Below are 12,240 nucleotides of genomic sequence, written 5' to 3'. Positions count from 1 at the left end.
GCGGTACAGCGTGTCTGGCATCATCACCTCCACGGAGAAGCGACTTGTTCTCGTCTCGGGCAGAGCTCATCCTGAGCTCGCCGAGGCAGTCGCCGCAGAACTGGGCATCGAGCTCGGAGAGACCGAGTCGCGTACCTTCGCGAACGGCGAGATCTACGCTCGCTACGGCGAGAGCATGCGAGGGGCCGACGTGTTCGTGCTCCAGTCGCACTGCCCGCCCATCAACGAGTGGCTCATGGAGCAGCTCATCATGCTGGACGCGCTCAAGCGCGCGTCGGCGAAGCGCATCACGGTCGTCGCACCGTTCTACCCCTACGCGCGTCAGGACAAGAAGGGTCGCGGCCGCGAGCCGATCTCGGCCCGTCTCGTCGCCGACCTCTTCAAGGCGGCCGGCGCCGACCGCATCATGTCGGTCGACCTGCACGCCCCGCAGGTGCAGGGCTTCTTCGACGGGCCCGTCGACCACCTCTTCGCGATGCCGGTGCTGCTGCAGCACTTCCGCGAGAAGCTCGACCCGGCGACCCTCACCGTCGTGTCCCCGGACATGGGGCGCGTGCGCGTCGCCGACGTGTGGAGCGATCAGCTGGATGCGCCGCTGGCGATCATCCACAAGCGACGCGACCCGAGGGTCGCGAACCAGGTGAGCGTGCACGAGATCGTGGGTGACGTGAAGGGTCGCGTCTGCCTGCTCGTCGACGACCTGATCGACACGGGCGGAACCATCGTGAAGGCCGCCGAGGCGCTCAAGGCCGCCGGTGCCATTGGTGTCGTCGTCGCGGCCACGCACGCCGTGTTCTCGCACCCGGCCGTCGAGCGTCTGAGCTCGGATGCGATCGACGAGGTCGTCGTCACCGACACGCTGCCGTTGCCGCCCGAGAAGCGCTTCGACAAGCTCACGATCCTGCCGATCGCCCCGACGCTCGCTCGCGCGATCACCGAGGTCTTCACCGACGGATCGGTCACCTCCATGTTCGACGGCGCCGCCTAGCCACCACGGGTTGCCGCACGCACGTCACACGCCCCGCCTGAACCACTCGGTTCCGGCGGGGCGTCTGCGTGTGCGGCGCTTTCTCTGCTGATGCGCTGTGACTCCCGCCCGCTGCTGGCACCGCCAGGTCTCTGCACCGCCTCTTCTCCGTGCTCTCCGGTGAGTCGCTGTGCTCCCCAGACGTGTCTCAGTGCCCTCCAGGTGACAGGAGCCCGCTCTCGTAGGCGATGATCACCAGCTGCGCCCGGTCATGGGCGTGGACCTTCGCCATGATGCGGTTCACGTGCGTCTTCGCCGTGTGTGGCGAGATGAAGAGCAGCTCGGCGATCTCGGCGTTGGCGTGTCCGCGAGCGACGAGGAGCAGCACCTCGCGCTCGCGATCCGTCAGCTGCTCGAGCTGCTGCGGCACGATGGAGGTGCCTGTTGGCTGCGAGCGGAGCACGTATCTCGTGATGAGGCTGCGGGTCGCGGCCGGAGAGAGCAGTGCGTCGCCGGCGTGGACCGCGCGGACGGCTCGGACGATGTCGTCGGGTTCGGCACCCTTCCCGATGAAGCCGCTCGCTCCGGCGCGGAGGGCGGCCAGCAGGTACTCGTCCTCTTCGAAGGTGGTCAGGATGAGCACGCGCACCTCGGTGTTCCGCGGATCGCCGCAGATGGCGGCGGTCGCCTCGATCCCGTCGAGCTCCGGCATCCGGATGTCCATCAGCACGACGTCGGGTCGCAGGGAGGCGACGAGCGCCACGGCCTCCCTGCCGTTTCGTGCCTCGCCGACGACGTCGATGCCGGGCTCCTGGCCCAGGATGTCGGAGACGGCCTGCCGGATGAGGGCCTGGTCGTCGACGACGAGCACGCGGGTCATCGGGGGTCTCCGTGGGTGGCTGCGCCGAGGCGCGGGCGGTCCTGCCGGGGGAGGGTCACAGCCACACGGTAGCCGCCCGCGGCTGTGCCCGTCGTGACGGTGCCGCGCACCGAGGCGACCCGCTCGCGGAGGCCGAGGAGCCCCAGCCCGCCCGACGCGCGGGCGTCCGTCTCGTCCGTGGCAAGGGGCGAGTCCGCCGCCGCGACTGGGCCCGACACGGGGTTCGTGACCACGACGCGCAGCTCCGTCTCCGTGAGGGCAAGCAGGACGTGCGCGCGGTTCTCGGCGCCGTGCTTATGCGCGTTCGTCAGTGATTCCTGGATGACGCGGTACGCGACGAGGCTCGTCGCGCCCGTGACCTGCTGCAGCTCGCCCTCAGCTCGCACCTTGACGTGGAGTCCTGCTTCGCCGAACGACTCGACGAGGGCGTCGAGCCGTTCGAGTCCAGGCTGTGGGGCGGCGGATGCGTGTCCCGTGTCGTCGGCGCGGAGCACGGCGAGCAGGTCGCCGATCTCGGCGAGCACTGAGCGTGCAGCCCCTCGGATGGTGAGGAGCGCGTCCTCGGCTCGCTCGGGGCGGTTCCGGAGGGTGCTCGAGGCGACCCCGGCGTTCAGGCTGATGACGGAGATCTGGTGGGCGACGGCGTCGTGCAGGTCGCGCGCGATCCGGAGCCTCTCCTCGGTGACACGGCGGCGTGCCTCCGATTCGCGGGTCTGCTCGGCGCGTTCGGCTCGCTCGGTGATCGCGACGATGTACTCGCGCCGGGAGCGGGTCGCGTCTCCGGCGGCCGCGGCGAAGGCGATGGTGACCGCGAACTGGATCGCACGCGGATCGAAGACGCTTCCGAGCGCTGCGAACAGACTGAGCAGGGCGACGCCGAGGACGGCGAGGGCCGCGGTGAGGGCCGCCCGGCGGCGGGTCGACTGCGTCGCGACGCTGAACATCGCCATCGCTGCGGCCAGGACGACGCCGGGTGAGAGGGTTCCGGTCAGGGCGGTGGCTCCGTAGATCACGAGCGTCGCGACGAGCACGGTGACCGGGTAGCGGCGGCGGAACGGCAGGAGGGCGGCCGGGGCCAGGACCATCGCGAACGCGAAGGGTGTGCTCGGTCGAAACTCATCCCCGCCGAACGGCATGACGGCGACGCCGACGATGAAGAGCGCAGCCAGCACGTCGACGACCCAGGATGGCGCTCGGGGGAGCGTCCTGGCGCGGCCTGCCATCGGCGAGTGCGGCCTGCCCTGGCCGGGCGCGGTGCTGCGGGATTCCTGCATGGACCAAGTGTGCCCGCCGCATCTTGCTCGCGCGTCCCCCGTCGAGAGCACGGCTGTACCGCATCCGCAGTACTCGGTGACCGCGGTCGGGGGACGCGCGGCGCTCGGGGAGCCGCGAGCATCAGAGGGTCGAGACCTCGGCACCAGCTAGGAGGCAGCATGCCAGCACCGATCATCTCCGTCCGCGACGTCCGTCGCTCGTACGGTCGGGGACAGAACCGCTTCGAAGCCCTGAAGGGCGTGAGCTTCGACATCCGCGAGGGGGAGAGCCTCGCCATCGTCGGGAAGAGCGGCTCGGGGAAGTCGACCCTCATGCACGTGCTCGCGCTCTTGGACGTGCCGACCTCGGGCACCGTGGAGTTGGAGGGCACCGACACCCGGACGCTGCGGGGGAAGAGGCTCAACCGAACCAGGAACAAGACGTTCGGCTTCGTGTTCCAGCAGTTCTTCCTCACCCCGAACGTCTCCGTGCTCGAGAACGTGGTGCTCCCCATGAAAATCGCCGGCGTTCCGCGCGGCGAGCGGCGCAAGCGCGGGCTGGCGGCGCTCGAGCAGCTCGAGCTCGATGACAAGGCGAGGAGCAAGGCCCTCAACCTGTCTGGCGGCCAGAAGCAGCGGACCGTGATCGCGCGTGCGCTCGTCAACAATCCGAGGATCATCTTCGCGGATGAGCCGACGGGCAATCTCGACACCGGCACCGGCGGAGTTGTCGAGGACATCCTGTTCCGTCTGAACCGGGAGAACGGCATCACCTTGATCGTCGTCACCCACGATGAGGACCTCGCGGCGCGCTGCGATCGCCGCATCCTGATCCGCGATGGCCTGATCGTCGAAGACTCTGCGCAGGTGGCGGCATGAGAACCATGGACCTCATCGGCACCGCCGTCTCGAACACGTTCCGCTCGAAGACTCGCCTGCTCCTCACGATCCTGGCGATCTTCGTCGGAGCGTTCACGCTGACGCTCACGAATGGGCTCGGCACGGGCATCAACGCCTACATCGACGACACCGTCAACGGGGTGGGGGCGGCGGACACCTTGACGGTGACGAAGACGAGCGACGCGACGGGCTTCGGCAGCGGCGAGTCCGGCCCGCTCGAGTACAACCCGGACGCCGTTGCGAGCGCAGGCCCTCCAGGGTCGACCGTCACCGCGCTCCTGCCCGCCGACCTGGAGTCGCTCGCGGGCATCGAGGGCGTCGTCGACGTGCAGGCCACGAAGTCGCTCTCGGTCGACTTCGTGCAGGCCGGTACCGGCACGAGGTTCGCGGTGGGGGCGGGAAGTCTCGTGGAGGGTCAGACCGTCCAGCTGCAGGCCGGCTCCGATCCCGATGATGCGAGCGGCGAGCTGCAGGTGCTGCTGCCGACGTCCTACGTCGAACCGCTCGGCTTCGCCGACGCGGATGCGGCGGTCGGCCAGACCGTGACGATCGGCAGCACGGATGCGCTCCGCGGCACCCACGAGACCCAGGCGGTTGTCGTCGGCGTCGCCGAGGAGAGCATCGCCTCGCCGACGGGGGCAGCGCTCGTGCCGAACGACGCGCTCACGGATCAGCTCTACGCCACGCAGAACATCGGGATCCCTGCGGATCAGGTTGAGCGCTACGCACAGGCCACGGTCTGGTTCAGCCTGGATGCGAGCAGCGGCGACATCGATCTCCTCAAGCAGCGGCTCTCGGATGCCGGCTACACGGGGAGCACCGTCGCCGATCAGCTCGGCACGATCAAGACGGTGATCGACGGGATCGTGCTCGTGCTGAACGCCTTCGCGGTGATCGCGCTCCTCGCTGCGAGCTTCGGCATCGTCAACACGCTGCTGATGTCCGTGCAGGAGCGAACTCGCGAGATCGGGTTGATGAAGGCCATGGGGATGGGCAGCGGCCGCGTGTTCACGCTCTTCAGCATCGAGGCGGCGTTCATCGGCTTGCTGGGGAGCGCGATCGGTGCGGTCGTCGCGGTGGTCGCCGGGACGGTCATCAGTGCCTCGCTCGCGACGACGCTGCTGGCGGACCTGCCGGGGCTGACGCTCATCGCGTTCGACCCGGTCTCGATCGGCGTGGTCATCCTCGTCGTCATGGTCATCGCGTTCCTGGCAGGGACGCTGCCTGCGGCTCGAGCCGCACGAGCCGACCCGGTGGAGTCGCTGCGCTACGAGTGACGGTGGCAGTGAACCTGAACGAGAACGGGGATGAGTCCCGGTGGAGCCGCTGGAACCGCCGGAACTCAGCGACTACCCGAGCTGCTCGAGCGGGTTCGCCGCGAGCTTCTGGAGGAGGCCGCCGTCGACGAGCCTGCGGGCGGAGGTCGTCGGCTTCCTCGCCGCCTGGTCGGTCACGCATGCACCGAACTCGGCGGCGATCGCGCCTCGCGGATGCGCTGCCAGGACCTCCCGCAGGAATCCCTCCGGCAGGGCATCCGGCCCGCTCCCGGTGATGTCGAGGCCGGTTGCGCGTTCGAGCAGGTACCCCTCGAGATCCAATCGTGGGTCGACGCTCGTCCAGTTGTGGCGCACGATCACGTCGAGGACCCGCGCTCGACGCTCCGCGGCCCAGCCCGCACCGGCCGTCAGGGCGACGGCGACGTGCCCGCCCGCGTGCTCGTAGGAGACGGTGTGGTTGTCGTACTCCGTCACCGTCCCGATGTCGTGGAGGAGAGCTGCGACGTAGAGCAGCTCGTGGTCGACGGAAGCTCGGCCCTCGACCGCGGCGATGCCCTCCGCCCACAGCCACGAGCGGACGGCGTGGGCGGTGAGCGACGCCGTCTGGTACTGGAGCGCCAGCTCGAGCGCGCCTCGGGCGGCGGCGGAATCAGGGACGGGGAAGTCGGCGATGCGCATGGCCAACTGTCCCACGTGATCCGAGATCCGTGCCGCTGCTCACTGCTGTGTTCGTGCGCGGCTCAGCGGAACACTCGGGAAGATCTGCTCCGTCACCGTCTGCGTGCCGTCGGCGAGGAAGATCTCGATGACGGTCGCGTCCACCACGATCCTGACGTCGATGGGTGACGCGATGTGCGCGCCGATCGGCACTCGGTTGGGGGCCGCGAACCGGGGGTGGAAGTCCACGATGCCGCTGCTCCCGCGCTCGACGGTGAGGCTGGCGGAGTCCCCGTCGCGATCGAAGTGGACCAGCACCTGCTCGTCGGTAGCCCCGTCGCTGTCGAGCACGATCGTCGACCTACTGCCCGGCTCGACGGCGATCGTGTGCTCCGAGATGGTCATGCCCGCGTGGCCTTCCCCGATGACCGGAACCTGGCCCAGCCGGTGGCGGCCGTCGGCACAGCGCACGAGCCTCATCTCGCGGACGAGCGACATCGCGGAGCGCCACGGCGAGGTCGGCGTCTCGTTGGCGTAGTCCCAGTTGCTCGCCCAGCCGATCATGAGGCGGCGGTTGCCCGGGGCGTTGTCGAAGGAAACGGCCGCGTAGTAGTCCCGCCCGTGGTCGAGCCAGTCGTACTCCTCAAGATCGTCGGAGGCGGTCAGGCGCTCGGCGACGAAGGTGGTGCCGTCGAAGTCGCCGACGAAGTACTGCGTGCCGGACCCGCCGGCCCGCGCTCCGGGGTTCATGCTCACGATCAGCACCCACCGCGTCTCCCCGGTCGCCTCGACTCGGAGCGGGAAGAGGTCGGGGCATTCCCAGACGCCACTCGTCGCGTGCGCGGGCCCGAAGTCCGACGCGAACGTCCAGTCGATGAGGTTGTTCGAGGTGTAGAACAGTACCTTCCTGGCGACCGCATCCACCACCACCATGACCCAGTTGCCGTCGTCGCCGCCGTGCCAGAAGACCTTCGGGTCTCGGAACTCGGACGAGCCGATGTCGAGGACCGGGTTCCCCGCGTACCGCGTCCAGGTGGCGCCGTCATCGGTGCTGAAGGCGAGCGACTGCGCCTGCAGGCCGGGCTTCTCTCCCACGGGTGGGCGTGCGCTCGTGTAGATGGCGACGAGGGCCGTCTCGCCGTCGTTCGCGAAGCCGGCCGTGTTGCGGGTGTCGACGACGGCGCTTCCCGAGAACGCCATCTCCTCGTCGGTTGCGGGAATCGCGACGGCCTGCTCCGTCCAGGACACGAGGTCGGTGGACGTGGCGTGCCCCCAGGAGATGTTGCCCCAGGTGCTGCCGAACGGGTTCGTCTGGAAGAACAGGTGGTAGACGCCCTGGTGGTAGACGAGTCCGTTCGGGTCGTTCAGCCAGGACGTGTGGGACGTGAAGTGAGCGGATGGCCGCAGCGGGGTGACGGCCGTGGTCGTCGGGGGAGTCATGGTCATGGATGCGTTCCGTTCTTGAAGGTGAGCACTCACGGGTGAGCGCTCACGGGAGATCTCTTGCACGTGAGCTCAGGCAGCTGATCTCTGCCGGTGGCAGCTCGTGCGGGGCGGTTCTGCGCTTCGGACGGGGTAGGCGCGATGGCGGCGGGACCGGGAGAGTCCCGCCGCACCTCGGCTACTCGCCGCCTTGCTGGAACCGGTCGTAGGCCTGCTGGTAGATGTCGGTGACCTCTGCGACGCCGAGACCCTCGAGCTGAGACGTGTAGCTGTCCCATTCGGCGTCGATGTTCCCGTTCACGACCCAGCTCGCGAACTTCTCCTTCACGAGGCTGTTGATGTCGGTGAGCGCGAAGGCGGTCTGGTCGAGCTCCTCGTTCGACAGCAGCACTGGTGGGTACGCCTCGTTGGCGGCGTATGGCGCGTAGTTCTCGTTCACGAGGTCCTGGCGCAGCTTCGCGCGGGGCTCTGGCGCGACGACCGTCTCGAAGTCCTCGGCTGTCGTGATCTTGGGGCCGCCCGGGGCGACCTTCTGGCGTCGTTCGCCTTCGGACTCGCCCTCCGGGGCGGGGATCTGCACGAGGATGCCAGCTGCGTCCTCTTCCAGCGTCACGCCGATGGGTCCCCAGCTGGTCTGGGCCGACATGACCGGGTCGAAGAGGCGATCTGCCCAGCGGATGGTCGCGGACGGGTACTGGTTGGCGCGGGTGAGCGCCATGGCGCCGCGGTTGATCTCCTGGTTGTTGGAGACGCTCGCGAGGCGCTCGCCGTTCGCGCCCTCGAGGACGCCGACCAGCTCGTAGTCGCCGCTCTTGTCCTCGCCGACCATCTCTTCGAGCTCCCACCAGAAGAAGGACCCGAGGATCGGCGTCTCCGCCTTGCCCTTGGACAGGTAGGCGACGTCGTCCTGCGAGAACGATTCGGGGTCGATGAGCCCGTCCGCGTACCACTCGCCGAGCGCTTCGACGCCGGCACGGTACTCGCTCGTGTTCGCGGTGAATTCCACGGTCCCGTCGCGGACGATGCGGTGGTCGTTGTTCTCCGGCTGGCCGCCGAGGGCGGTGATGAGGTCGGAGGGGTTGGCGGCGAAGGAGTCGGTTCGGAACGAAAGTGGGACCTCGTCGGCCTTGCCGTTGCCGTTCGGGTCGCGTGTCTTGAACGCCTCGAGCGCAGCCTGGTATTCGTCGATCGTGGTCGGCATCGGGAGGCCCAGGGTGTCGAGCCACTGCTTGTTGATGTAGAGGAAGTTCGGGTACTGGAGGATGCCGAGCTCCTCGACGGAGGGGAGCGTGTAGATGTGCCCGTCGGATGCGGTGAGCGCGGCCCTGATGTCAGGTCGAGCGTCGAGGATGCCGGAGAGGGTGGGCGCGTGCGCTGCGATGAGGTCCTCGAGCGGGATGAGGGTGCCGTTCGAGCCGTTCTGGACGATCTCGGAGTCGCTCAGGCCCGAGTTGAAGAGCACGTCGGGGAGCTCGTCTCCGGCCAGCATGAGGTTCTTCTTCTCGGCGTAGACCTGCTCGGGCAGGTTGCGCCAGTCGATCGTGATGTTGGTGTCCGCTGCCCATTGCTGGACGAGTTCCATGGAGGCGTAGTCGGGGGCGAGCGCTGACTTGGTGCCGCCGAACGTGAGACTCAGGGGCTCGGTGACGATGGGTAGCCCTTCGGCGTTGAATCCGTAGTCGGAGGAGAGGTCGGTGAGCTCGCCGCTGCCGCTGCCGCCTGTGCATCCGGTCAGCAGGAGGCCGCTCACGGTCACGAGGGCGATCGAGGTCGCGAAACGTCGCTGTTTCATGTTCGTTCTGTCTTTCTTGTCGAGCGATGGTGGGATGAGGAGCTGTTCAGCTCTTGACGGCGCCGAGAAGGGCGCCCTTGGTGAAGTGCTTCTGCATGAAGGGCAGAACGATGAGCAGCGGCAGGCTCGAGATGACGATCATTCCGTACTTCATGAGCTCGCCCAGGCGTTGAGCGGCGGCGTAGGAATCGACTGCGCCCGTGCCTCCTGCGGAGTTGACCTCCGACTGGATGAGCACGTTTCGGAGGACAAGCTGGAGTGGGTACTTGCTCTCGTCGTCGAGGTAGATGAGGGCGTCGAAGAAGGCGTTCCAGTTCGCGACGAGGTGGATCATGATCATGAGGAAGATGAGGGGCTTCGAGAGCGGGAGCACGATCTGGAAGAAGAAGCGGAAGTCGTTCGCTCCATCGATCTGAGCGGCTTCCCGGAGCTCGCTCGGGACGTTGTTCTCGAAGAAGGCCCTCGCGATGATGAGGTTCCAGACGCCGACCGCACCGGGGAGCACGACGGCCCAGATCGTGTCCAGCATGCCGAGGTCGCGCACGACGAGGTAGCGGGCGATGAGGCCGCCGTCGATGAACATCGTGAGGATGAAGACGAGCATGAGGACCTTGCGCCCGTACAGGTCCTTCCGCGAGAGCGCGTACGCGCCGCAGAGGATCGACACGACGCTGATGAGGGTGCCGACGCTCGTGTAGAGCACGGAGTTCCCGAAGCCCTGCCAGATGGCCGCGTCCGCGAAGATCCTGGCGTAGCCCTCGAGGGTGAACCCCTGGGGCCACAGCCAGACGTTGCCGTTGAGGGTCTCGGCGGGTTCGCTGACGGAGGCGATCACGATGAAGTACAGCGGGTACAGGACGGCGGCGATGGCGAGCAGCAGGGTCCCAACCGCGAAGGTGTTGAAGACCGGGTCTGCCATGCGCTTGCGCCAGGGGTCCCGTCGGCGCGGCACAGGGCGGGGAGCCACCCGGGGTCGCGCGCCGTGGTCGAGCGGCGCGGGTGCATCGGATTGAGGGCGTGAGGCCGTTGAAGTCATGTTCATCACCAGAGAGTCGACTGGCCTGCACGCTTCGCGACCCAGTTGAAGGTCAGGAGCAGCACCATGTTGATGAGGGAGTTGAAGAGGCCGATGGCGGCCGAGTAGCTGAACTGGGCCTGCTTGAGGCCGGCTTGGTACACGTAGGTCTGGATGACCTCGGAGGTCGGCAGGTTGAGGTCGGTCTGCATGAGGAGGACCTTCTCGAAGCCGAGGTTGAAGAGGTTCCCGATCGCGAGGATGAAGAGGATCGTGATGACGGGGAGGATCCCGGGGATGTCGATGTGCCGGATCCGCTGCCATTTGTTGGCCCCGTCGACGCGCGCCGCTTCGTGGAGCGACGGGTCGATGGCGGTCAGGGCGGCGAGGTAGACGATCATCGAGAATCCCGCGTTCTGCCAGATGTCCGAGCCGATGTAGAGGGGCCTGAACCACTCCGCCGAGCCCATGAAGAAGATGGGGTCGCCGCCGAACACCGTGATGGCGTTGTTGACGATTCCGGATCTCGGCGAGAAGAGCAGGTAGATCATGCCGACGACGACCACCACCGAGATGAACGACGGCGAGTAGAGGACGGTCTGCGTGAACTTCTTGAAGCGCTCGCTCTGCAGCTGGTTGACGATGAGCGCCAGGATGATCGGCACGGGGAACGCGATGAGCAGCCCGAGTGCGTTCAGCGTCAGGGTGTTCGCGATGAGCCGCTCGAACTGGAACGAGGTGACGAAGCGTTCGAAGTGCTCGAGCCCCACCCAGGGGCTCCCGGCGAATCCGTCTGCCGGGTTGTAGTTGCGGAAGGCGATCTGCGCGCCGTACATGGGCCAGTACTTGAAGACCAGCACCGAGGCAAGTGCGGGGAGAAGTAATACGTATAACTGCCAGCTCCGCATGGCGCGGCGGACTTCAGTTCTGAAATCTCGTCGCGGGCGGCGCGGCTGCCGGGACTGCCGTGGTTTGCGTGCCGGGAGGGTGATCTTCGTGGTCATGCTTTGGCCTTTGCTACAGACCCGCGAGTCACGACGGTGCACTCGAGTGGGATGTGAAGGGATGGGGAGGATGTCGGTTCGAGGAGCAGGTCGATGGCGGTCCGCGCCATCTGCTCGTAGGGAAGGGCGACCGTGGTCAGGCCGGGGTCGAGGTGGGGCGCGAGCATCTCGTGGTTGTCGAAGCCGATGATGGAGCAGTCGTCTGGCACGCTGAGGCCGAGGGCCTCGAGGGCGCGGTAGGCGCCCCAGGCGGTTCGGTCGTTGCCGCAGAAGATCGCCGTCGGTCGGTCGTCGCCCGCCATGAGCTCCTTCGTGAGTCGCAGGCCATCCTCGACGATTCCGGTGCCGGGGAGGATCCACTCGGGCCTCGGTGAGAGGCCAGCTTCGGTGAGCGCTCGCCGGAACCCGGCGAGGCGTCCGATACCGGCCGGCAGGTCGCTGATCTGGGGCTGGATGTTGATCATCGCCAGCTTCGTGTGGCCCGCGTCGAGCAGCTGGCGCGTTGCCGCGTAGCCACCCATCTCCTCGTCGGGGAACACGCTCGGCACGAGGCTGGCGCGGTCCTGCGCGTTGACGACGACGGTGGGTACTCCGCTGAGTGCCTCGGGGACATCGAGGACCCGGTGGTACATCGAGGCGTAGACGACGCCGCGCACTCGGTAGGACTGCATCATCTCGACGGCGGCCTGCTCGAGTCCAGCGTCGTTGTAGGTGTCGACGGTCAGGATCACGTTGCCGTTCTCCCAAGCGAGGCGCTGTGCGCCTTTCAGGAGCCCGCCGGCGAAGGGGGAGCTGGCCACTTCGTCGGAGATGAAGCCGATCATCTCGGACTCGCCGCTCCGCAGGGTCTTCGCGAAGGCGTTCGTCCGGTAGTCGAGCTCGCGGACCGCTTCCAGAACGCGCTCCTTGGTGGCTTCGGCGACGCGGGAGCCCGCGACGTTGTTGAGGACCAGCGACACCGTGGCCTGCGATACACCGGCGTGCTCTGCCACCTGTGACATCGTCGTCGTCTTGGGACGTCTCGCCATTGCCCACCTCCTCGTGGATCAGTT

At 67.5% G+C, this 12,240-nt stretch carries 11 protein-coding genes; 3 read left to right on the top strand and 8 right to left on the bottom strand.

Annotated elements, in window-relative coordinates:
- Nucleotides 1–10: 10 nt before the first annotated feature.
- Nucleotides 11–988 carry a ribose-phosphate diphosphokinase gene (locus C5B99_RS10695; RefSeq protein WP_104241709.1) on the top strand — a complete coding sequence of 326 codons (978 nt, stop codon included), beginning with the start codon at nucleotides 11–13 and terminating at the stop codon, nucleotides 986–988.
- A 187-nt stretch (nucleotides 989–1,175) separates the two neighbouring features.
- On the opposite strand, the gene C5B99_RS10690 is transcribed toward C5B99_RS10695, so the two are convergent.
- Both C5B99_RS10690 and C5B99_RS10685 read right to left on the bottom strand, forming a co-directional pair.
- Nucleotides 1,176–1,847 (bottom strand): response regulator transcription factor, encoded by a 672-nt coding sequence (locus C5B99_RS10690; protein ID WP_104241707.1) that lies wholly within the window; start codon nucleotides 1,845–1,847, stop codon nucleotides 1,176–1,178.
- Entirely contained in the window at nucleotides 1,844–3,121 is a 1,278-nt protein-coding gene (locus tag C5B99_RS10685; protein ID WP_258063146.1) for a sensor histidine kinase, read from the bottom strand. Before C5B99_RS10685 ends, C5B99_RS10690 begins: the two co-directional genes overlap by 4 nt.
- A 159-nt stretch (nucleotides 3,122–3,280) precedes the next feature.
- On the opposite strand from C5B99_RS10685, the gene C5B99_RS10680 reads away from it, so the two are divergent.
- Both C5B99_RS10680 and C5B99_RS10675 read left to right on the top strand, forming a co-directional pair.
- On the top strand, nucleotides 3,281–3,979 hold the full coding sequence (locus C5B99_RS10680) for an ABC transporter ATP-binding protein (protein ID WP_104241706.1): 699 nt from the start codon (nucleotides 3,281–3,283) through the stop codon (nucleotides 3,977–3,979).
- The gene (locus C5B99_RS10675; protein WP_104241704.1) at nucleotides 3,976–5,277 is read left to right on the top strand and encodes an ABC transporter permease; all 1,302 of its coding nucleotides are present in this window, start codon (nucleotides 3,976–3,978) and stop codon (nucleotides 5,275–5,277) included. Before C5B99_RS10680 ends, C5B99_RS10675 begins: the two co-directional genes overlap by 4 nt.
- Before the next feature lie 72 nt (nucleotides 5,278–5,349).
- On the opposite strand, the gene C5B99_RS10670 is transcribed toward C5B99_RS10675, so the two are convergent.
- From C5B99_RS10670 to C5B99_RS10645, 6 genes are all read right to left on the bottom strand, one after another.
- Complete coding sequence (locus C5B99_RS10670) at nucleotides 5,350–5,955, bottom strand: HD domain-containing protein (protein ID WP_104241702.1); 606 nt, start codon at nucleotides 5,953–5,955, stop codon at nucleotides 5,350–5,352.
- 39 nt (nucleotides 5,956–5,994) lie between these two features.
- A complete protein-coding gene (locus C5B99_RS10665; protein ID WP_104241700.1) occupies nucleotides 5,995–7,380 on the bottom strand; it encodes a glycoside hydrolase family 32 protein in 1,386 nt (461 codons plus the stop codon).
- Between the two features lie 175 nt (nucleotides 7,381–7,555).
- A complete protein-coding gene (locus C5B99_RS10660; RefSeq protein WP_104241698.1) occupies nucleotides 7,556–9,169 on the bottom strand; it encodes an ABC transporter substrate-binding protein in 1,614 nt (537 codons plus the stop codon).
- A 46-nt stretch (nucleotides 9,170–9,215) separates the two neighbouring features.
- A complete protein-coding gene (locus tag C5B99_RS10655; protein ID WP_258063145.1) occupies nucleotides 9,216–10,088 on the bottom strand; it encodes a carbohydrate ABC transporter permease in 873 nt (290 codons plus the stop codon).
- A 122-nt stretch (nucleotides 10,089–10,210) separates the two neighbouring features.
- Entirely contained in the window at nucleotides 10,211–11,188 is a 978-nt protein-coding gene (locus C5B99_RS10650) for a sugar ABC transporter permease (RefSeq protein ID WP_104241696.1), read from the bottom strand.
- Nucleotides 11,185–12,216 (bottom strand): LacI family DNA-binding transcriptional regulator, encoded by a 1,032-nt coding sequence (locus C5B99_RS10645; protein WP_104241693.1) that lies wholly within the window; start codon nucleotides 12,214–12,216, stop codon nucleotides 11,185–11,187. Before C5B99_RS10645 ends, C5B99_RS10650 begins: the two co-directional genes overlap by 4 nt.
- Between the last annotated feature and the right edge of the window lie 24 nt (nucleotides 12,217–12,240).

Origin of the sequence: Pseudoclavibacter sp. Z016 (genome assembly GCF_002931215.1) — a bacterium.
Lineage (GTDB): Bacteria > Actinomycetota > Actinomycetes > Actinomycetales > Microbacteriaceae > Pseudoclavibacter.
Note: the sequence above shows the minus strand (reverse complement) of the source record. Positions and strands in the feature narration are given on the sequence as shown.